Genomic DNA, 21,079 nt, shown 5'->3' on the forward strand with positions numbered 1-21,079 from the left:
AACAAAAATAATGGGGGGATTCTGTGAAAAAAATATTCAGTATGTTTTCTTGGTCCAGTTTGAAAGGGAAAATTTTGACGGCGTTTGTTGTTACTGCGGTAATTCCATCGTTTATATTGATCTTTTTTTCATATATTAATACTTCTCGTATTGTCAGGGATAATGTAGAAGAACTCATGCAGGCGAATATTCAACAGACTAAGAGTAGTCTGGATGTATGGGTGGATTCTTATGAGGATATTCTGTTTCAGGTATATATGAATGATGATATCGTGGATATGGTAGATGATATTAATCAAGGAGAGGATATTACGGCAACAAAGGCGCGGCTTCGAAGTACTCTGAGGGGAATGTTCTATGCAAAAGAACATATTAAATGTATTACGGTTATTACAGAAAGCGGAGAAGTTGTATTCTATGATCTGCTGACGGGTTCTTCAACCCGTACTTCATGGATGGGAAGTATAGGTATGAGTCCGGATGAGATTTATGAGAATTTTTCATTGGATAACTTCACGCATATTATTCCGACCAGACGTGCCGGAGTTTTTGCTGCAGATGTTTATTATCTGTTTCATCTGGGACATCGTATTATTGACTATCAAAATGTAAACAAGCAGATAGGCGTGGTGATTGTCAGCGTGGATGAAGCTATGTTAAGAGAGATATGTGGAAAGTCTGATGACAGGACTCATTTTACTTTCATGGTGGATACGCAGGGAAATATGATATCCTGCTATGAAGAAGAACTTTTGGGAACGAAAGTGATGGAGTGGTCAGATGATATTGAAAAAAGAAAGCAATCACATTGGAAGTTCTTAAAAGAAAATAATCTGATAGGAGTTAATTCTGAGACAATAGAAATAGTCTATGACGAAGAGTTTGGTGCTGATATTGTAAATGTGTCAAGTCAGCAGGAATTGATAAAAAGATTAAATGCCCAACAGAGGATTTTATTGTTTGTATTGGGAGTAACAGTTTTCATATTGTTGATCCTCATAGTTACAATGACGAGAAATCTTATGAGTTCTATTAACCGTCTGGTAAGGACAATGAAAATTGCAGAAGAAGGGAAATTATCTGTCAGAGCTGTTGTGGATAGAAATACACCAACAGAAATCAGAATTATAGAGACACAGTTTAATCATATGATGGATGAACTGGAGAGTTCTATCAAGAAAGAAAAAGAAGCTTATGAACGACAGCGTAATGCGGAAATCGCTGCATTGGAAGCGCAGATCAATCCACATTTTCTGTATAATACGTTAGATACGATTAACTGGATGGCGATCGACAGAGATGAATTTGAGATTAGCAATTCAATCACATCACTGGCGGCAATCCTTCGGTATGGGATTGATGATAGTAATGCGGAAGTGAAAATCGGTCGTGAAATAGAATGGCTGAAACAATACTTGTTTTTGCAGCAGACAAGATTAAAAAATGCATTTGAATGTGAAATTAACGTATCACCAGAGGTTGTAGATTGGAGAATTCATAAGCTCCTTTTTCAGCCGTTCGTAGAAAATGCTATTTTTCATGGCTTTAAGTCAAAGAAAGGGGTGCATCTCCTGAAAATAAATATAGAACCAAGACAGGATAGACTGATGATTCAGATATGGGATAATGGAAAAGGAATGTCAGAAGAACTGGTCAAAATGATTAATTCCAGAATCTATCCGGCCAGTGAAGATAAAAACTGTATTGGGATGGAAAATGCTATTACCAGAATACAGATGTATTATGGAGAAATGGCATCTGTTTATGTGGAAAGCAGCATAGAAGAATACACAAGTGTCTGGATATATATACCAAGGGTGCCTGTTTAATGGAGAGAAGAGGTTTTTATGAGATTTGTGATTGTGGAGGATGAGATCTGGATTCGTGAAGGCATTCGTAAATTGCTTCCTAAATTAGATGAGGAGAATGTTATCGTGGGGGAAGCAGAGAACGGAGTAGAAGGGGTGGAAGTCGTCCGTAAAGAAAACCCGGATGTAATTATTACAGATGTACGAATGCCGGTTATGGATGGTCTGGAAATGTTAGAGCAGATTTATGCAGAAGGTTGTAAAGCAAAGTCTATTGTACTGTCTGCATATTCAGAATTTGAATATGCCAGATCTGCATTGAGGCTTGGTGTAACAGAATATCTTTTGAAACCAATTGTGATGGCAGATTTTTCGGAAGCTGTAGAACGGGTAAAATTCGAACTGGAAAAGGAACGGAAACGTCATCCAAAGCAGATTGGAAGCCTGGATCAGGTAATGAAAAATATTCTGGCAGGTGATTTTTTGCCAGAAGAAGAGGTTACAGAATATTTAAATAAAGAATTTGGACTTGATGGACAGCTGTCATTAGCTCTGTTTGTATCATATTTTGAAGAATGGTCGGATAAAAAATGTGATAGATTTATTCGAAAAATAAAAATGATTTTTTCGGAGAAGCCGTCAATTTCTTACTGTGTTATAGAAGATGAAAAACAGAAGGAGATTATAATTATTATTTATAATTATGCGAAAAACCAAAATATTAAAAGATGGATACAAGGACATTTTCTGCAAAAAAGTAATGATTTAGACGGTGTCGCAATGGGATGGGCAGAATCTCCGGATATTTTTAATTTAAAAGATAATTATGAAGAAGTGGAGCAATATCTGGAGTGGAATATTCTTCTTGGAAGTGAAGTTATCATATCTTGCCCAGAGATTCAGCGTGTACAAACATCACTATGTGTATATCCACTGGATATAGAAAATCAGATGAAGACGGCGGTTTGCTCTAATGATCCTCAGAAAATAAAAAAGAGTGTGGAACAGTTTCAGAAGTACTTTCAGAATGGGAAAATATATGAGCCAAAAAGAATAAAAGAATGTTATGTGCGATTTTTCTGGGCTATGATTAATTTTTCAAAAGAAATAGGGAATTTTAATTTTGAACATTTTGAACAAAGAGAACTTCTGGATAGAATTACACATACAAAAACCAGAGAAGGAATGAAAAGAATAACAATAGAGCTGGTCGAAAGGCTCCAGAGGACGGAAGAACAGATTGAGAATCTGAATGTAAAACGTGCAGTGGCAATGATTCATGAATTTTATCGCACAGGAATTACATTGGATGAGATTGCCGCAAAGCTTGGAATAACGCCAGAATATCTTGGAACGCAGTTCCATCAGGTGTTAGGGGTGAATTTTAGCGCGTATCTCAAGCAATTTCGTTTGAATAAAGCAAAAGAATTATTGCTTGGAACACAGTTAAAATTGTATGAAATTGCAGAGCTGATAGGCTATTCGGACTCCAAATATTTTAGCAAAGTTTTTAAGGCTGAGACAGGGTATCTTCCTGCAGATTATAGGAAGATATATAAATAAATTACAGAAAAACTCCTTTAGATATCTCCTCCTTTTTAAGCTTTGTGGAATTTTCAAGTATATGTTCGTGTTTTAAGATATAAGTAAATTAAAACTGTTAAAGGAGGAAAAGAAATGAAATTGAAAAAGGCATTGGCTATGGGTCTGGCAACAGTGATGGCGGTTGGAATGCTGGCAGGATGTGGGGGCTCTGACGGATCTTCAGAGGGAGATGGATCTTCAGAGGGTGAAGCTTCCAAGGATGTGACAATCTGGTATTACATGGAGACCGAAGGACATCAGGTAGCTCTGGATAAGGTAATTCAAGATTATAATGAATCACAGGATGCATATGAAGTAACTGCAAAGTATGTACCGTTTGCAGATTTTAAGAAACAGCTTTCTATTGGTGCATCTGCGAATGAACTTCCGGATATTGCAATTTTGGATTCACCAGATCATGCATCTTATGCGTCAATGGGAATTTTTGAGGATTTGACTGGAAAATTTGATGTAGATAATTACTATGAAGGTACCGTAAATTCCTGTACATTGGATGACAAACTATATGGGGTACCATTTGGAGCAAACTGCCTTGCATTGTATTATAATGAGGATATGTTGAATGCAGCAGGCTGTAGTGTTCCTACTACATGGGATGAGCTGATGGATACTGCAAAAGCATTGACAACAGATTCTGTATCTGGTCTTGCATTCTGTAGTGTTCAAAATGAGGAAGGTACATTTAACTTTGTTCCATGGCTCTGGTCGACAGGAGCAAGTTCTTATGAAATGGATTCCGAAGGTGGTATTAAAGCACTTACATTTGCAAAAGAACTGGTTGATTCTGGTGTTATGAGTAAAGAATGTACCAACTGGACTCAGGGCGATGTTATGAATCAGTTTATTTCAGGAAACGTTGCAATGATGGTAAATGGTCCATGGCAGATTCCAACCATGCAGGAAGAAGCACCGGATCTGAACTGGAAAGTTACATTGATTCCTAAAGATTCGGAATACGCTTCCGTTCTTGGTGGAGAGAACTATGCAGTTATTAAAGGTGGAAATACAGAGGGGGCTTTAGATTTCCTTCAGTATGCAACTGCTGAGGATCAGGTTAAGTTCCTGATGGATGCATTTGGTTATATTTCGGCAGATCAGACGATTGCTGAAAATCAGTTTGAAGAAGGTTCACCTTATGAACCATTTGTAGAAGAACTTCAGTATGTGCAGGCAAGAGGTCCGCTGGCAGAGTGGCCAAGTGTATCTGATGCGATTTCTTTGGCTTTTAATGAGGTAATGACAGGTGCTTCAACACCTGAAGATGCAGCTGCAAAAGCACAGGAGACAATAGATGGTATTGTAAAATAATCATTGAAATAGAAATACGGAGTATACGGTGTTCCGTGTACTCCCTTTTTATGTTCAAAATTTAGCATATGTAAGTCTGATTCATCGTTTTGTCCAAGGAGGCGAATAATTTTGCGGAAAATAAAGAAGTTTTTTCAATATGATAACATAGGTGTTTTGTTTGTTCTTCCGGCATTTGTGTATATGCTGATTTTCGTGGGCTATCCAATTCTGCGAAATATTATTCTGAGTTTTCAGGATGTTACGGCATTTAATCTGGTGCAGGGAGAAAAAAATTTTGTTGGTTTGACAAATTATCTTGAGATATTTCAGGATGAAGTGTTTCGGAAATCCCTTTTAAATACACTCATATTTACAGTTTGCTGTCTTGTAGTTCAATTTTTGATTGGTTTTGCACTGGCGATATTTTTTAACAAGAGGTTTGTGATTGCAAAGCCGTTAAGAGGAATTCTGTTGGTTCCGTGGATGATTCCGATTACTGTAACAGCATTGATTTTCAAGCTGCTGTTTGCAACAGATGTTGGTGTTTTGAATTATATTCTAAAAAGTCTGCATTTGATTTCTACAAATGTTGAATGGCTTACGAATTCAAAGACAGCTATGTTTGCATTGATTTGTGCGAATATATGGATAGGGATTCCATTTAATATGATTTTAATATCTACGGGACTTACCACGATTCCAAAAGATCTTTATGAGAGTGCGTCCATTGATGGTGCAACAGGGGTACAGGCGTTTTTCAAGATTACGCTCCCACTTCTTCGTCCGACAATAGAGTCTGTATTGATCCTTGGATTCATTTACACTTTTAAAGTGTATGACCTGGTTTATGTTATGACAAGCGGAGGGCCTGTAAATTCTACACATATGCTGTCAACATACTCATATAAATTATCGTTTGATATGTTCCAGTATAGTAAGGGCTCGGCGGTAGCCAATGTATTGTTGGTTATTCTGATGATTGTTGGTGTATTTTATCTGAGAGCAACAAATGAGGAGGATGCATAATGGATGAAGAAAAGAGATTGAGTAAAAAGAAAAATATTGTTTTTTGTATCATTGCATTGATTATTGCGTGCATTTTACTGTTTCCGTTATATTGGGCATTTATTACTTCTTTGAAAACGGAAATGGAGATTTTTCAGAATCCTCCGACATTCTTTCCGCACGTTATAAACACGAAGTCTTATGCAGCACAGGTTGAAACAGGGGATTTCAATATGTTTAAATCCTTTGGAAACAGCCTGATTATTTCACTGGGGGCAATGGTAATCGCGGTAGTTCTTGCAGTTCCGGCATCCTACGGAATTGCCAAGTACAAATTCAAAGGAAGAAAAGTAATGCTGCTTTCTTTTTTAGTTACGCAGATGCTTCCAGTATCAGTGCTTTTAACACCGTTATTTATTATGTTTAAGAATATGCATCTGTATAATACATGGGGAGCGGCTATGCTGGCAGATGCAACAATCGGAATTCCTTTTTCTATTCTGATTCTGAAAAACTATTTTGCTGCAATACCAAAAGATATGGAAGAAGCCGCTTATATTGATGGGTGCAATAAATTTACTGCATTTATCCGGATTTTGCTCCCAATTGCGAAACCGGGAGTCATGGTATGTGCTATTTTCTCATTCTTATATGCGTGGGGAGATTTGGCTTATGGTATGACATTTATTATTGATCAGCAGAATCGTCCAATTACGGCAGGGATTTTTAATTTTATGGGACAATATGGAACCAAGTGGAGTTATCTGACAGCCTTTGCGGTAGTTACAATTATTCCAGTATTATTGATATTTATCTTCTTACAGAAATATATTGTCGGTGGTATGACAAGTGGAGCAGTAAAAGGATAATCCTCTTGGAGAAAGGAAGTAATATATGCTTAGAATAGAAGAGCAAAAAATTATTTATCATTATGATGCGGAAGAATTATGGATTGAAGGATGGGGAAAGAATGGTCTGCGTATTCGGGCAACAAAGAATGCGCAGATGCCCGAGGAAGATTGGGCACTAAATCCGTTGTCAAAAGTATCGGTGGAAACTGACAGACTGGAAAATGGTGTAAGAGTTCGTAATGGAAAAGCGGAATTGTTTATTACAAATGGTGGAAAAATTACAGTTTACAACCAGAAGGGGAAACTGTTACTTGAAGAATACTGGAGAAATCGTCGGGATGTGACTGATAAAAAATGTAGTGCGATTGAGTTAGAAGCCAGAGAGTTCCAACCGAATATTGGCGGTGATTATCATGTGACTATGCGATGGGAGTCTGTTGATAAAGATGAAAAATTGTATGGTATGGGACAATATCAGCAACCATATCTGGATTTAAAGGGTATGGATCTGGAACTTGCTCATAGAAATTCGCAGGCGAGTGTTCCTTTTTTAGTTTCTTCCGCAGGATATGGACTTTTATGGAATAATCCTGGAGTAGGAAGAGCAGTGCTTGGGAAAAATATTATGAGCTTTGAAGCTTATGCATCAAAAACACTGGATTACTGGATTACTGTAGGAGATACACCAGCGGAGATTGAGGAAGCTTATGCGGGTGTGGCAGGAACGGTGCCAATGATGCCGGAATATGGTCTTGGATTCTGGCAATGTAAGCTTAGATACCAGACGCAGGAAGAGCTCCTTGAGGTAGCAAGGGAATATAAGAAACGTGGTCTCCCGATTGATGTGATTGTAATCGACTTTTTCCACTGGCCGAAGCAAGGAGAATGGAAATTTGATCCTGTATATTGGCCGGATCCGGACGCAATGATACAGGAATTAAAAGAAATGGGAATCGAGCTAATGGTTTCGATATGGCCGACAGTGGATCGAACATCTGAGAATTTCGACGAAATGTTGGAAAAAGGATATCTGATTCGTACGGAGCGGGGGTATCGCACAGGATTGGATTTTGAGGGTGCGACGATTCACTATGATGCAACTAATCCAGCTGCAAGAAAGTATGTGTGGGAAAAGGCCAAACAGAACTATTATGACAAAGGAATTAAGCTGTTCTGGCTGGATGAGGCAGAACCAGAGTATACGGCATATGATTTCGATAATTATCGCTATTATCGTGGGACAGATCTGGAAATCGGTAATATTTATCCTGTTGATTATGCGAAAACATTTTATGAAGGAATGGAGGTACAGGGGCAAAAAAACATTGTAAATCTGTTAAGATGTGCGTGGGCAGGCAGTCAGAAATATGGTGCACTTGTCTGGTCCGGTGATATTGCTTCCAGTTTTGAAAGTATGAGAAATCAATTGGCTGCCGGTCTGAATATGGGGCTAGCAGGAATTCCGTGGTGGACGACGGATATAGGTGGATTTCATGGAGGAGATCCTAATGATCCGGCATTTAGAGAGTTATTTGTTCGATGGTTTCAGTGGGGAGCGTTCTGCCCGGTTATGCGCTTGCATGGTGACCGAGAACCTAGGCAGCCGCAGTTTGGAACCACAGGTGGAGCAACTTGTTGTTCCGGAGCGGCGAATGAAGTGTGGAGCTATGGGGAAAAAGTCTATGAAATATGTAAGAAATATATGGAATTGAGGGAAACGCTTCGTCCTTATACAAGAACACTGATGAAAGAAGCTCATAAAAAAGGCTCGCCGGTCATGCGTACGATGTTTTATGAATATCCAGATGATAAAGAATGCTGGAAAATTGAGGATACATATTTTTATGGCCCAGATATTTTGGTGGCACCAGTATGCTATGCAAATCAAAAGACACGGAAATTATATCTGCCAGGGAATATTGTCTGGGTGGAATATGAAACGGGAAAAGAATATTCAGGACAAAATTGGATCGAAGTTTCTGCACCGATTGAGAGTATTCCGATATTTGTGAAAAAAGCTTCTGAGGTAAAAGAAATATTAGCGTTATAAATAATCATAGTTTTTATATCATTAAATAACAGAAGAAACGAAATCGTCATTTATGAGGATTTCGTTTCTTTTTATACAATGGTTATTTTTTCCCTTACAGGAAAAGAGATTTTACTTTCGTATGCAATGAAGTGTTTATGGTTCAAAACTTCCGTCCGCCATTGCTTTGATCGAAGAAGCATATTCGGAAGGTGTCATTCCCGTCACTTTTTTGAATTGTCTGGAAAAATAGTGTATCGAAGAATATCCAAGCTGCTCGGAGATCTGCGTAAAGTTCATCCGGTTGGTCCGGATCATTTCCTTGGCAGCATTGACCTTCATGAGAGAAAAATATTCTATGATGCCGAGGTTACAGCGCTCTTTGAAGATCTTTTGAAGCTGGGAACGTCCGATAAGATTGTCCTTGCAGATCTGTTCAATGGTGACCGGTGCGCTGATGTGATTCTCCAGATAATCAACTACACGATTGAAGATCTCAGTGTCGCTCTTCTGCTTGGTGCTCTTAGGAGTCTCGATTCGTGCCGGCCGCTTCCTAAGGACAATCGGGTTAGAATACCTTCGGATCAGGTGAATCAGGAAATGCTCCAGATACAGACAGATAAGTTGTTCTGCCCCGAACATTTCCGGTTCCTTTTGTGGCATATTCTGAAGATAAGGATCATCCAGACGGCAGTCAAAACAGTGTCTTGCTTCGATAATAATGTCTGCAAGAAGGTTGCGTTCCACCTCGTCGATTCGAAGAATCCGCTTTTTAAAGAAACGCATGGCTTCATCATCGCACTGGAAAGAGATGACTACAAGATTAGGCGCAATCGTTCCGGTCGCCTGTACATTGTGGAATTCGTTGGGCTGGTGAAAAGCAACATCTCCCTTCTTTAATATGGTAAATGTCTTGCCTGCAGTTACGCCGACTTCACCTTTGTCAACGCAGATAAATTCCCAGAAGTTATGGGATTCTCCTTCAAAAGAGAAATCGCTCATGTACTCAAAATAGTGAATACTGTATATCTTATTGATTGTGATAGAGTTCTTCAGAACCGTTCCTTTGTAGCCCAAGTGACATTTCCCCCTTTTTGTCAATTTTGCTAATTCTAAAACAACGATTTTGTGTATTCTTAACAATATAATACCCCATTTTTTGTGAAAAATCAAAACAAAAATGCAGATAGTGCAAATTAAGAACAATATAGGATAAAGATATTTGTGCAATATTGTAATACAATACAATCAAGCCAAAAAACAAACTTTATAGGAGGTAAAGTGTATGAAAAAGAAAATTGTAAGCATACTGTTGTGCGTGGCAATGGTAGCAACAATGGCTGTAGGCTGCGGAAGCAAATCTGATAGCGACAGCGGCGACAGCAAAGGTGGAGACAAACTTGTATACTGGTCTATGTGGAGCGAAGATGAACCACAGGCAAAAGTTATCAAAGATGCAATTGCCAAGTATACAGAAGACACAGGTGTTGAAGTTGATGTTCAGTTCAAGGGACGTACCGGACAGCGTGAAGGACTTCAGCCGGCACTGGATGCAAAACAGCAGATCGATGTATTTGATGAGGATGTTAACCGTGTAAATGGTTCTTGGGGAAAATACATATTAGATTTGGAAGATCTGGCAGCAGATTACGAAGCAGAGCATGGCAATGAGACACTGTTCGCAATCGCACGTAACGCATATGGACAGACACATGATGGAGATGATACCTTACACTCTATCCCATATCAGCCATCAATCTTCGGTTTCTTCTACAACAAGACATTGTTCAACGAAGCTGGAATTGAAGCTGCACCTACAACATGGGAAGAACTGGATGCTGCTTGTGCAAAATTAAAAGATGCTGGTATCACACCAATCACTGCTGATGATGCATATATGACATCTTTCATTGGATATCATCTTGCAAGATACATCGGACAGGACGGAGTAAAATCTCTGGTTATGGGCGAAGAAGTGAATGGCGAAGCTGTAACATGGGATGATGACAAAGTTCTTGCAGCAGCAGAAAGCTTTGCTGATTTTGCAGACAAAGGATACTTCTCAGAGAATATCGCAACAAACAAATACCCAGCAGGACAGAATCAGGAATTCGCTCCTGGTGAAGCTGCAATCGTTATCTGCGGATCCTGGCTTCCAAACGAAGCAAAGGCTTCTGTAGCAGAAGATCTTGAGTGGGGATACTTCAACTACCCATCAGTAGAAGGCGGAACAGATGACAATACAGCTAACAACATTGCAAATCAGGTATTCGCTATTAACAAAGATTCTAAGATGGCTGATCAGGCATTTGAACTGATTACATACATCACAACAGGTGATTTCGACAAGAAGATGACAGAAGAAGCTCTGTGTATCCCAACAGATAAGGCTAACAGTGATGCATGGCCGACAGAGCTTGCAGAAGTAAAAGGTGGCTTTGATGCTACAACAACATACTATGACTGGGCAGCTGGTGTTGAGAATAACAACGACCTTACACCTGTACTTCAGGAGAATACTCTGAAACTTGCTGGTGGAGAGATTGATGCAGCTGGATTTGTAAAAGCTATGAAAGAGGCAGCTGGTCAATAATATCTGGTAACTACCTTGCCAGATCAGGCAGGGATTTGAATATGGCGGCAGGGCGGTATACAACGCTGCCGCCATATTTTGTAAAGAAAAAGGAGGCATAATCAATGAAGAAGAATAAGAAAATGATCGTTGGTTTTCTTGCACCTGCAGTCATCATCTTCCTCGTTGTATTTCTGTATCCGATCATTCGTACGATCATGATGAGTCTGTACAAGATCGAATCTGTTACGGATGCTACAGAGTATTGGACGTTTGTAGGATTACAGAATTACCAAAAACTGTTCACGACAGAAATATTTAAAACAGCAATGTTTAACATCTTTAAGATCTGGGCAATCGGAGGAGCACTCGTGTTGGCAGTATCATTGCTTTTCGCAGTAATTCTAACGAGTGGAATCCACGGAAAGAAGTTCTTCCGAGCTGTGATCTATCTGCCGAACATTGTCAGTGCAGTAGCACTTGCAACCATGTGGATTCAATATGTATACAGTTCTAAATTCGGTCTTTTGAAAACATTCCTGGATGCGATCGGCCTGCATAAACTGGCTAATACACCATGGCTGGATACCAATCATAAATTCTGGGCATTACTGTTCGCATATTGCTTTGGTATGATTGGATATCATATGTTGATCTGGATGAGTGGAATTGAAAGAATCAGTCCAGATCTGTATGAAGCGGCAACGATTGACGGAGCAAATAAGATTCATCAGTTCCGTTATATGACGGTTCCGCTATTAAAGGGAGTATTTAAAACAAATATTACCATGTGGTCTGTAAGTTCAGCAGCATTCTTCGTATGGTCACAGTTGTTCTCAACGGTTACTGCAGACAAAGCGACCATCGTTCCTGTTCAGTACATGTACATGCACACATTCGGAGCCGGAAATGCGGTAACTGAGCGTAACGCAGGCTATGGCGCAGCAATTGGTATCATCCTTTGCTTATGTGTTGTTATCATATTTACAATCTGTAATAAACTGATCAAAGATGATGATCTGGAATTCTAGAAAGGAGGAGCAATTATGGCGAAAGCAAAAGAAAGAAAAGTAAGAGATAAAATAAATTGGAAAAAAGAATTGAAGCTGGCTCCTGGATATATTATCATCATCTTGTGGATCATCTTTACGTTTATGCTTTTGGGGTGGATTCTGGCAGCAAGCTTGTCTACAACATCTGATATATTTGCAGGTAATGCTTTGAAGTTCCCAACAGGACTACATTTTGAAAACTATGTGCAGGCGTGGGGCTCTGGCGGTGTTGCAACATTCTTTATGAACTCGTTGTTATATTCCCTGGTATCCTGTGCACTCTTGATTTTAATCTGTGCGCCGGCAGCATATGTACTGGCAAGATTTACGTTTTTGGGAAATAAAATCATTCAGACGAGTTTTGTATCTGCAATGGGAATCCCGATTACCATGATCGTATTGCCACTGTTTAGTGTAGTAGCCAACCTGGGAATTTTGAATAATGTTGCAGCTAGCAAGGTAACACTGATCTTCCTGTATATCGGAATCAATATCCCGTATACTACGATTTTCTTGCTGACATTCTTTGCAAATCTGTCGCGTACATATGAAGAGGCAGCGGCAATAGATGGATGTCCTCCGGCAAAGACCTTCTGGAAGATTATGTTCCCGATGGCTCAGTCTGGAATCGTGACCGTGACAATTTTCAACTTTATTAATATCTGGAATGAATACTTCTTGTCATTGATCTTCGCAAATAACGATGCATTGCGTCCGGTAGCCGTAGGTCTGTACGGAATGCTGCAGTCTATGCAGTACACAGGAAACTGGGCAGGTATGTTTGCGGCAGTTATCATAGTATTCCTTCCGACATTTATCTTATATATCTTCTTGTCAGAAAAGATCATCGGTGGTGTTACCGGAGGTATTAAAGGTTAGGCGTTTGATTGTTGAAGCACAAATAAATGATAGAACTTGGAGGGATAACGATGAACAAACCAGTATTAGTCATTATGGCGGCAGGAATGGGAAGCCGCTATGGCGGATTAAAGCAAATTGACCCAGTAGATGAAGAAGGACATATTATCATGGACTTTTCCATGTATGATGCAAAACAGGCAGGATTTGAGAAAGTAATCTTCATTATTAAGAGGGAAAATGAAGCAGACTTTAGAGAAGCGGTGGGGGACCGTATGTCAAAATACATGGAAGTTTCTTATGCATTCCAGGAACTTCAGAATATCCCGGAAGGATATGAAGTGCCGGAAGGACGTGTGAAGCCGTGGGGAACTGCACACGCTGTACTTAGCTGTATTGATCAGATTGACGGACCATTTGCAGTAATCAATGCAGACGATTATTATGGGCAGGAAGCATTCCGATTGATTTATGATTATCTGGCTACTCATCAGGATGATGACAAATATCGTTATACGATGGTAGGATATCAGCTTGGCAATACTGTGACTGACAATGGGCATGTTGCACGTGGCGTCTGTGATATGAATGAGAACGGGGAACTGGTCGCTATTCACGAAAGAACAAGAATCGAAAAGCGCGAAGGCGGCATTGCATATACAGAAGACGATGGGAAGACATGGACCGAAGTGCCGGCGGATACGACAGTATCTATGAATATGTGGGGATTTACTAAGAGTATATTGAAAGAAATCAAAGATGGATTCCCGGCATTCCTGGAGGAAGGCCTGAAGACAAATCCGATGAAATGTGAATATTTTCTGCCGACAGTCGTAAGTAATCTGCTGGAAGCAGATCAGGCAACGGTAGCAGTGCTGAAGTCAGCAGACAAATGGTATGGCGTTACGTATAAAGAGGATAAACCGGTCGTTGTTGCTGCAATTAAGAAGATGAAAGAAGATGGTCTCTATCCAGAGCATCTGTGGGAGGAAGCATAATGGCTTTGTTGACACAAAAGCAAAAAGATGAAGCAATCGCGAATTTCCAATTTGAGGGAATTTTGATAGAAGAAGGCCCCTATGGAAGTGGACATATCAATGATACATTTCTGCTGAAATTTGAGATAGCGGAGATGGGATGCATCAATGTCATTCTTCAGAGAATGAATAAAGATGTATTTTCGAATCCAGTAGAACTGATGGAAAACATCATGGGAGTCACATCGTATCTTCGTAAGAAGATTATTGAAAATGGAGGGGATCCTGAGCGTGAGACACTGAATGTGATTCCGGCGGTAGATGGAAAACCATATTATCTGGATTCGCAAGGGGATTACTGGCGCTCTTATAAATTTATTACAGATGCTACCAGTTATGACCAGGTAGAAAAACCAGAGCATTTTTATCAGAGTGCTGTAGCATTTGGTAATTTTCAAAGACTTTTGGCAGACTATCCGGCTGAGACACTTCATGAGACGATCAAAGGTTTTCATAATACCAAGGCCAGGTTTGCAGTGTTCAAAAAAGCGGTAGAAGAGGATGTAATGGGAAGAGCATCGCAGGTTCAAAAAGAGATTCAGTTCGTATTGGATCGGGAGAATGTTGCGGATTATTTCACAGATCTTCTGGAAAAAGGAGAGCTTCCGCTTCGAGTTACGCATAACGATACAAAATTGAATAACATTATGATTGACAATAAGACGGGAAGAGGAATCTGTGTCATTGACCTGGATACAGTTATGCCGGGGCTGGCAATGAATGATTTTGGGGACTCTATCCGTTTTGGAGCAAGTACTGCAGCAGAAGATGAGCGGGATCTGGATAAAGTATCCTGCAGCATGGAGTTGTTTGATCTGTATGCGAAGGGATTTATCGAAGGCTGTGCGGGAAAACTGACTGCCAGAGAGATTGAACTGATGCCGATGGGCGCAAAGTCTATGACCTTTGAGTGTGGAATGCGTTTCCTTACGGATTATCTTCAGGGGGATAATTATTTTAAGATTCACCGCGAGGGACAGAATCTTGACCGATGCAGGACACAGTTCAAACTGGTCGAAGATATGGAACAGAAATGGGATACCATGCAGGAAATTGTAAAAAAATATAGTAACTGCTAGGAGGCAAAAGCGATGGCAAAGATATTGATTACAGGCGGAGCAGGATACATTGGAAGTCATACGGCACTGGAACTTCTGAACGAAGGCTATGAGGTCGTGGTTTACGATAATCTCTGCAATTCTTCCAGAGAATCTTTGAGAAGAGTGGAAGAACTGACTGGAAAAGAAATCCGCTTTTATGAAGGTGATGTGCTGGATGCAAAAGCTCTGGAAGAGATGTTCGAAACAGAAAAGGTGGATGCAGTCATCCATTGTGCGGCATTGAAGGCGGTTGGGGAATCCGTCAGAAAGCCGTTGGAATACTACAATAATAATATTACGGGAACTTTGACCCTGATGGAGGTAATGGACAAAGTCGGCGTTAAAAATATTGTGTTTAGTTCATCTGCGACGGTCTATGGAAGTCCAGAGCAGATTCCGATTACAGAAGAATGTCCAAAGGGACAGTGTACCAATCCTTATGGATGGACAAAGTCTATGATGGAACAGATCATGACGGATCTTCAGAAAGCACATCCTGAGTGGAATGTCATCCTGTTACGCTATTTTAACCCGGTAGGTGCACACAAGAGTGGACGAATCGGAGAAGATCCGAAGGGAATACCGAATAACCTGATGCCATATATCTCACAGGTCGCAGTTGGAAAACTGGAAAAATTAGGAGTATTTGGAGATGATTACGATACACCGGACGGAACCGGAGTGCGTGATTATATTCATGTGGTAGATCTTGCAATCGGCCATGTCAAAGCAATCAAGTATATCTTTACGAATCCAGGGCTTGATATCATCAACCTGGGAACCGGAACGGGATACTCTGTATTGGATATGGTGAAGGCATTTGGTAAGGCCTGTGGAAAAGAGATACCGTATGAGATCAAACCAAGAAGAGAAGGCGATATTGCCATGTGTTATGCGGCACCAGATAAAGCGGCAAAAGTTCTGGGATGGAAGGCAGAACGCGGACTGGAAGAGATGTGCGAGGACACCTGGAGATGGCAGTCACAGAATCCAAATGGTTACAACAGTTAGGGAGACTGAGGAAAACAGAAGATAAAAGTGTATAGGGGACAGGTTCTGGAAAGAGCCTGTCCCTAACTAATGTCTTCCTTTTTATAAAAGAAAGTGGTATAATGTCTCCATACGTTGAGTTCTTGGTAATTATTGAGGAAATGGTTATGTTGGAAAAGAAAGAAAAAGAAAAAATTCAGTTAAAGGGGCAGTTGAAATTATATATTCAATGGCCTGCAATCATGGCGATTCTTTTGGTGATCATGAATATCTGGGTCGCAGTGATCGATCGACGTGTCGGGTTATTGATGTGCGCCTTTGTCCTGATCTATATTATCATGGTAGGAATCCTGTATATTTACAGCAAATCGATTATCATGAAGGATCTGGTTGAATTTGCTGCTCAATATGGAATCGTGCAGAACACACTTTTGAAGGAGCTTGCTGTGCCGTATGCCATTCTTTTGGATGATGGAAAGGCAATCTGGATGAATGATCAGTTTGAGAAAGTGCTGGGAGAGAAGCTGAAAGGTGAAGCGTATATCAGCCGCTATATGCCGGAGCTGAATAAGAGTATTTTCCCGAAAAAGGTCAACGACAAAGTGGAGATGGATGTCTATTACGGAGATCGTGAGTATAAAGCAGAACTTCGTAAGGTGTCTGTGGAGGGATTCAGCGATACCGAACAATTGCTGCAGATGCCAGAGGAGAAAGAATATTTTATTGCAGTATATCTGCAGGATGTTACGGAACTTAATGCATCAATCAAGGCGAATGAAGAGCAGCGTCTGATTGCCGGGCTGATCTACATTGATAATTATGATGAGGTCATTAACAGCGTGGAGGAAGTCAGACAGTCTCTGTTGATTGCATTGGTAGACAGGAAGATTAATCAGTATATTGCGAAGGTTAATGGAATCGTTCGCAAGATGGAGAATGATAAGTATTTTATCGTGATTCAGAAGCAATATTTTAAGCAGCTTGAGGCAGATAAGTTTTCGCTGTTGGAAGATGTCAAATCTGTCAATATCGGAAATGGAATACCGGCTACGCTGAGTATTGGTCTGGGGCTTAGCAAGGATTCCTATTCACAGAGTTATAACTATGCGCGTGTAGCGATCGATCTGGCACTTGCACGTGGCGGTGATCAGGCGGTCATCAAGGATTGCCATGGTATTACTTATTATGGAGGAAAGCGGGAGCAGACATCCAAGAATACACGGGTGAAAGCCAGAGTGAAGGCAGAGGCGCTTCGTGAATTTATGACGGTTAAGGATAAGATCTTTGTAATGGGACATAAGCTGACGGATGTGGATGCATTTGGGGCAGCTATGGGAATCTGTCGTGCGGCAGCAGCCTTGGAGAAGAAGGCGTATATCGTCATTAACGAAGTGTCTGCATCATTACGGCCATTGTATGAAAGCTATGAGAAAGATCCGAATTATCCGGATGATTTATTCTTGAAGTCTTCACAGGCGATTGATATGGCAGATGAGAATTCCATGGTCGTAGTTGTGGATACGAACCGTCCTCAGATGACAGAGTGTGAGGAACTGCTGAAAAAGACAAAGACCATTGTGGTACTTGACCATCACAGACAGAGCAGCGATAATATTGATAATGCATTGTTGTCATATATTGAGCCTTATGCTTCTTCTGCCTGTGAGATGGTATCAGAAGTATTGCAGTATATTGTGGATGATATTAAGATTCCAAAGCTTGAGGCCAGCAGCCTTTATGCTGGAATTATGATTGATACCAATAATTTTGTGAATCGTACAGGTGTCCGGACATTTGAAGCGGCAGCATTCTTGAGAAGATGTGGTGCGGATATCACATTGGTTCGTAAGATGTTCCGGGATGATATGGAATCTTATCGTGCGAAAGCTGAGATTATCAGCAGTGCGAAGGTTTACCGTGAAAAATTCGCAATCGCAAGAGGGGAGAATCTTCATATTGAGAGTCCGACGATCATTGGGGCACAGGCGGCCAATGAACTGTTGGATATTAATGAGATTAAGGCTTCGTTTGTGCTGACAGAATACAATGGAAGAATTTATATCAGTGCACGTTCCATTGATGAGGTCAATGTGCAGATAATCATGGAACGTCTCGGCGGAGGCGGTCATATGAATGCGTCAGGCGCACAGTTCAATCACACAGATATGGATGAAGCGGTTGCTTGTCTGACGCAGGTGATTGATGAGATGATAGAAGGAGGAGATATCTAGAATGAAAGTAATATTGACAGAAGACGTAAAATCTCTTGGAAAAAAAGGTGAGATCGTTGAAGTGAGCGATGGATACGCAAGAAACTTTATCTTGAAGAAAAAGAAAGGTGTAGAGGCGAACAGCAAGAATCTGAATGATCTGAAGTTAAAGAAAGCAAATGAAGATAAGATTGCTCAGGAACAGTATGAAGCTGCCGTAGAATTAGGCAAGAAGATTGAAGCTGGTCAGATTGAAGTGTCTATCAAGACTGGCGAAGGCGGCAAGGCATTTGGTTCTATTGCATCAAAAGAGATTGCAACAGAGGTGAAGGCTCAGATGGGACTGGATGTTGATAAGAAAAAAGTACAGTTAAAAGATGCAATTAAGACTCTGGGTACCCATACAGTGCCGGTGAAACTACATCCGAAGGTTACCGTGGATCTGAAAGTAATCGTAACGGAAGAGGCTTAGGAGGAAGCAGGCATGGAAGAGGCTCTCATTAAAAGAGTGATGCCCCACAGTGTTGAAGCGGAACAATCGGTCGTAGGTGCGATGCTGATGGATCGGGATGCCATTACGACTGCGTCAGAGATTATCAGTGGAAATGATTTCTACCAAAGTGCATACGGAGTGATCTTTGATGCGATGGTAGAATTGTTTAATGAAGGAAAACCCGTAGATCTGATTACGCTCCAGGAAAGGTTGAAGGAAAAGGATGTTCCGGCCGAGATTGCAAGTCTGGAGTTCGTAAGAGATCTGGTGACAGCGGTCCCTACTTCTGCGAATGTAAAATACTATGCACAGATTGTGGCTGATAAGTCTGTGATGAGAAAGCTGATTAAGCTGAATGAAGAGATTGCGAATATCTGTTATGCGGGGAAGGAATCTCTGGAGGAAGTGCTGGAAAAAACGGAGAAATCCGTATTTGAGTTATTACAAAAGCGAAATACCAGTGATTTTGTGCCAATTAAGCAAGTTGTACTGAATGCGCTGGAACGAATTGAGAAAGCTTCGAAGACGAAAGGAACAGTAACTGGAATTCCGACAGGGTTTATCGATCTGGATTATAAGCTGTCAGGATTGCAGCCTTCCGATCTGATTCTGGTTGCGGCTCGTCCATCTATGGGTAAGACTGCATTTGTCTTGAATATTGCACAGTATATTGCATTTAAGAAAGATAAGAGTGTGGCAATCTTCAGTTTGGAGATGTCAAAAGAACAGTTGGTGAACCGACTGTTTTCGCTGGAATCGCAAGTGGATGCGCAGGCAATCCGAAGCGGTAATATGAAAGATTCTGATTGGGAGAAATTAATTGAAGGAGCCGGGATTATCGGACAGTCTCATCTGATCATTGATGATACCCCTGGAATCTCTATATCTGAATTGCGTTCTAAGTGTAGAAAATACAAATTAGAACAAGGGCTGGATGTAGTCATTATCGACTATTTGCAGTTGATGACCGGAAGTGTAGGAAAGAGTTCTGAGTCCAGACAACAGGAGATTTCTGAGATTTCACGTTCATTAAAAGGACTGGCGAGAGAGCTGAATGTTCCGGTAATTGCATTGTCGCAGCTTAGCCGTGCAGTAGAGAGCCGTCCGGATAAGCGACCGATGCTTTCTGATTTGCGAGAGTCTGGTGCGATCGAGCAGGATGCCGACGTGGTAATGTTCATTTATCGTGATGAGTACTATAATAAAGACTCCGAATTTAAGAAGCAGGCTGAGATTATTATTGCAAAACAAAGAAACGGCCCGATAGGGACCGTTAATCTGGCTTGGCTCGGCGAATACACGAAGTTCGCGAACTTAAGCAGGAAGGAATAATTTTCTGAGTTTTTTTACGGGACCAGCTTCCGCTGCAGATTTCCGAAAGGATTGCTGCTGGCGGATCAGCTGGTCCAGTTTTTTGAATTCTTCTTCTTCCTGACGTTCCTTTGCATCCAGAAGAAAAGACATTTCCTTGCTGATCATAGACAGAAGGACTTCATTGTTATTCTCAAGCATCCGCTTGATCTGTAATTGCTCTCTTGTGCGGCGGATGTCTGGGATCAGTGCTTTCAGTTCGGAAAATGGAACACCCTGCTCATAAAGTTCTTTGATACAGCCGTAGAGTTTGGCATCATCTTTTGTCTCCCTTTTTAATTGTTCTAACGCGTTACTACCCATAAGCTTATACCCCCTTATCATATTCTCCTTCTGGGCGACTATATCATAGCATGGATTATCTGCGAAACAAGTAAAAAGCTGTCATCTATGAAAAAAAGACATTGCATATATCAAAACATGCAATGCCTTTTTGAATTCTTGTTCTCATATGAATCCGTTGATTAGCCTTCAGAAATAGCTCCAACTGGACATTGAGCTGCACATGCGCCACAATCAACACAAGCGTCAGCATCGATTTCATAATGATCTGCTCCCTGAGCGATAGCTCCAACTGGACACTGAGCTTCGCAAGATCCACAGCTTACACATTCATCACTAATTACGTGTGCCATAATATGTACCTCCTTTTTTGATATAAATAGACATAAATCCAAATTTAGTCTACCCATATCATAATACAAAAGGGGAAAATATACAAGAGGGGACGGGGGTTTTTTCGTTTTCCTCCGTCCCAGATTCGATTTTCCCTGTCCCCAATTCAAATCACCCTGTCTTTTATCAAATT

Annotated in this window: 18 protein-coding genes; 15 read left to right on the forward strand and 3 right to left on the reverse strand. The window is 40.7% G+C overall.

Going from position 1 to position 21,079, the window contains the following annotated elements:
- Positions 1-23: 23 nt before the first annotated feature.
- The 6 genes from ACQRBH_RS01570 to ACQRBH_RS01595 all read left to right on the forward strand — a co-directional run bounded on the left by ACQRBH_RS01570 (position 24) and on the right by ACQRBH_RS01595 (position 8,609).
- Entirely contained in the window at positions 24-1,829 is a 1,806-nt protein-coding gene (locus ACQRBH_RS01570) for a sensor histidine kinase (RefSeq protein ID WP_427760762.1), read from the forward strand.
- A gap of 18 nt (positions 1,830-1,847) precedes the next feature.
- Positions 1,848-3,371 (forward strand): response regulator transcription factor, encoded by a 1,524-nt coding sequence (locus ACQRBH_RS01575; protein WP_427760763.1) that lies wholly within the window; start codon positions 1,848-1,850, stop codon positions 3,369-3,371.
- A 114-nt stretch (positions 3,372-3,485) separates the two neighbouring features.
- Positions 3,486-4,721 (forward strand): sugar ABC transporter substrate-binding protein, encoded by a 1,236-nt coding sequence (locus ACQRBH_RS01580; RefSeq protein ID WP_427760764.1) that lies wholly within the window; start codon positions 3,486-3,488, stop codon positions 4,719-4,721.
- Positions 4,722-4,832: 111 nt separating this feature from the next.
- Positions 4,833-5,729: a sugar ABC transporter permease gene (locus ACQRBH_RS01585; RefSeq protein ID WP_347375672.1), complete on the forward strand. Its 897-nt coding sequence runs from the start codon at positions 4,833-4,835 to the stop codon at positions 5,727-5,729.
- Positions 5,729-6,577 carry a carbohydrate ABC transporter permease gene (locus ACQRBH_RS01590; RefSeq protein WP_347375673.1) on the forward strand — a complete coding sequence of 283 codons (849 nt, stop codon included), beginning with the start codon at positions 5,729-5,731 and terminating at the stop codon, positions 6,575-6,577. The genes ACQRBH_RS01585 and ACQRBH_RS01590 overlap by 1 nt, the downstream gene beginning before the upstream one ends.
- Before the next feature lie 25 nt (positions 6,578-6,602).
- Positions 6,603-8,609, forward strand: a complete 2,007-nt coding sequence (locus tag ACQRBH_RS01595; RefSeq protein ID WP_427760765.1) for a TIM-barrel domain-containing protein — start codon at positions 6,603-6,605, stop codon at positions 8,607-8,609.
- A gap of 135 nt (positions 8,610-8,744) precedes the next feature.
- Here ACQRBH_RS01595 and ACQRBH_RS01600 read toward each other — a convergent pair whose 3' ends face one another.
- On the reverse strand, positions 8,745-9,665 hold the full coding sequence (locus ACQRBH_RS01600; RefSeq protein ID WP_427760766.1) for an AraC family transcriptional regulator: 921 nt from the start codon (positions 9,663-9,665) through the stop codon (positions 8,745-8,747).
- A gap of 208 nt (positions 9,666-9,873) precedes the next feature.
- Here ACQRBH_RS01600 and ACQRBH_RS01605 point away from each other — a divergent pair, with 208 nt between their 5' ends.
- The 9 genes from ACQRBH_RS01605 to dnaB all read left to right on the forward strand — a co-directional run bounded on the left by ACQRBH_RS01605 (position 9,874) and on the right by dnaB (position 20,232).
- Positions 9,874-11,181 (forward strand): ABC transporter substrate-binding protein, encoded by a 1,308-nt coding sequence (locus ACQRBH_RS01605; protein ID WP_427760767.1) that lies wholly within the window; start codon positions 9,874-9,876, stop codon positions 11,179-11,181.
- Between the two features lie 104 nt (positions 11,182-11,285).
- Complete coding sequence (locus ACQRBH_RS01610) at positions 11,286-12,191, forward strand: carbohydrate ABC transporter permease (protein WP_427743020.1); 906 nt, start codon at positions 11,286-11,288, stop codon at positions 12,189-12,191.
- A 15-nt stretch (positions 12,192-12,206) separates the two neighbouring features.
- Positions 12,207-13,091 (forward strand): carbohydrate ABC transporter permease, encoded by an 885-nt coding sequence (locus tag ACQRBH_RS01615; protein ID WP_235232943.1) that lies wholly within the window; start codon positions 12,207-12,209, stop codon positions 13,089-13,091.
- A gap of 50 nt (positions 13,092-13,141) precedes the next feature.
- Entirely contained in the window at positions 13,142-14,068 is a 927-nt protein-coding gene (locus tag ACQRBH_RS01620) for a nucleotidyltransferase family protein (RefSeq protein ID WP_235232942.1), read from the forward strand.
- Positions 14,068-15,186 carry a phosphotransferase enzyme family protein gene (locus tag ACQRBH_RS01625; RefSeq protein WP_427743017.1) on the forward strand — a complete coding sequence of 373 codons (1,119 nt, stop codon included), beginning with the start codon at positions 14,068-14,070 and terminating at the stop codon, positions 15,184-15,186. Before ACQRBH_RS01620 ends, ACQRBH_RS01625 begins: the two co-directional genes overlap by 1 nt.
- Before the next feature lie 12 nt (positions 15,187-15,198).
- Positions 15,199-16,218 carry a UDP-glucose 4-epimerase GalE gene (galE, locus tag ACQRBH_RS01630; protein ID WP_235232940.1) on the forward strand — a complete coding sequence of 340 codons (1,020 nt, stop codon included), beginning with the start codon at positions 15,199-15,201 and terminating at the stop codon, positions 16,216-16,218.
- A gap of 146 nt (positions 16,219-16,364) precedes the next feature.
- On the forward strand, positions 16,365-18,428 hold the full coding sequence (locus ACQRBH_RS01635) for a DHH family phosphoesterase (protein WP_347375680.1): 2,064 nt from the start codon (positions 16,365-16,367) through the stop codon (positions 18,426-18,428).
- A gap of 1 nt (position 18,429) precedes the next feature.
- Positions 18,430-18,879 (forward strand): 50S ribosomal protein L9, encoded by a 450-nt coding sequence (gene rplI, locus ACQRBH_RS01640; RefSeq protein ID WP_347375681.1) that lies wholly within the window; start codon positions 18,430-18,432, stop codon positions 18,877-18,879.
- A gap of 12 nt (positions 18,880-18,891) precedes the next feature.
- Positions 18,892-20,232: a replicative DNA helicase gene (gene dnaB / locus ACQRBH_RS01645; protein WP_235232937.1), complete on the forward strand. Its 1,341-nt coding sequence runs from the start codon at positions 18,892-18,894 to the stop codon at positions 20,230-20,232.
- Here the strand turns inward: dnaB and ACQRBH_RS01650 are convergent.
- Positions 20,215-20,574, reverse strand: a complete 360-nt coding sequence (locus ACQRBH_RS01650; RefSeq protein WP_235232936.1) for a hypothetical protein — start codon at positions 20,572-20,574, stop codon at positions 20,215-20,217. The genes dnaB and ACQRBH_RS01650 overlap by 18 nt on opposite strands.
- A 161-nt stretch (positions 20,575-20,735) precedes the next feature.
- Positions 20,736-20,906, reverse strand: a complete 171-nt coding sequence (locus ACQRBH_RS01655; RefSeq protein WP_235232935.1) for a DUF362 domain-containing protein — start codon at positions 20,904-20,906, stop codon at positions 20,736-20,738.
- Positions 20,907-21,079: the final 173 nt, after the last annotated feature.

This window comes from Bariatricus sp. SGI.161, from assembly GCF_050313695.1.
Lineage (GTDB): Bacteria > Bacillota > Clostridia > Lachnospirales > Lachnospiraceae > JAFBIX01.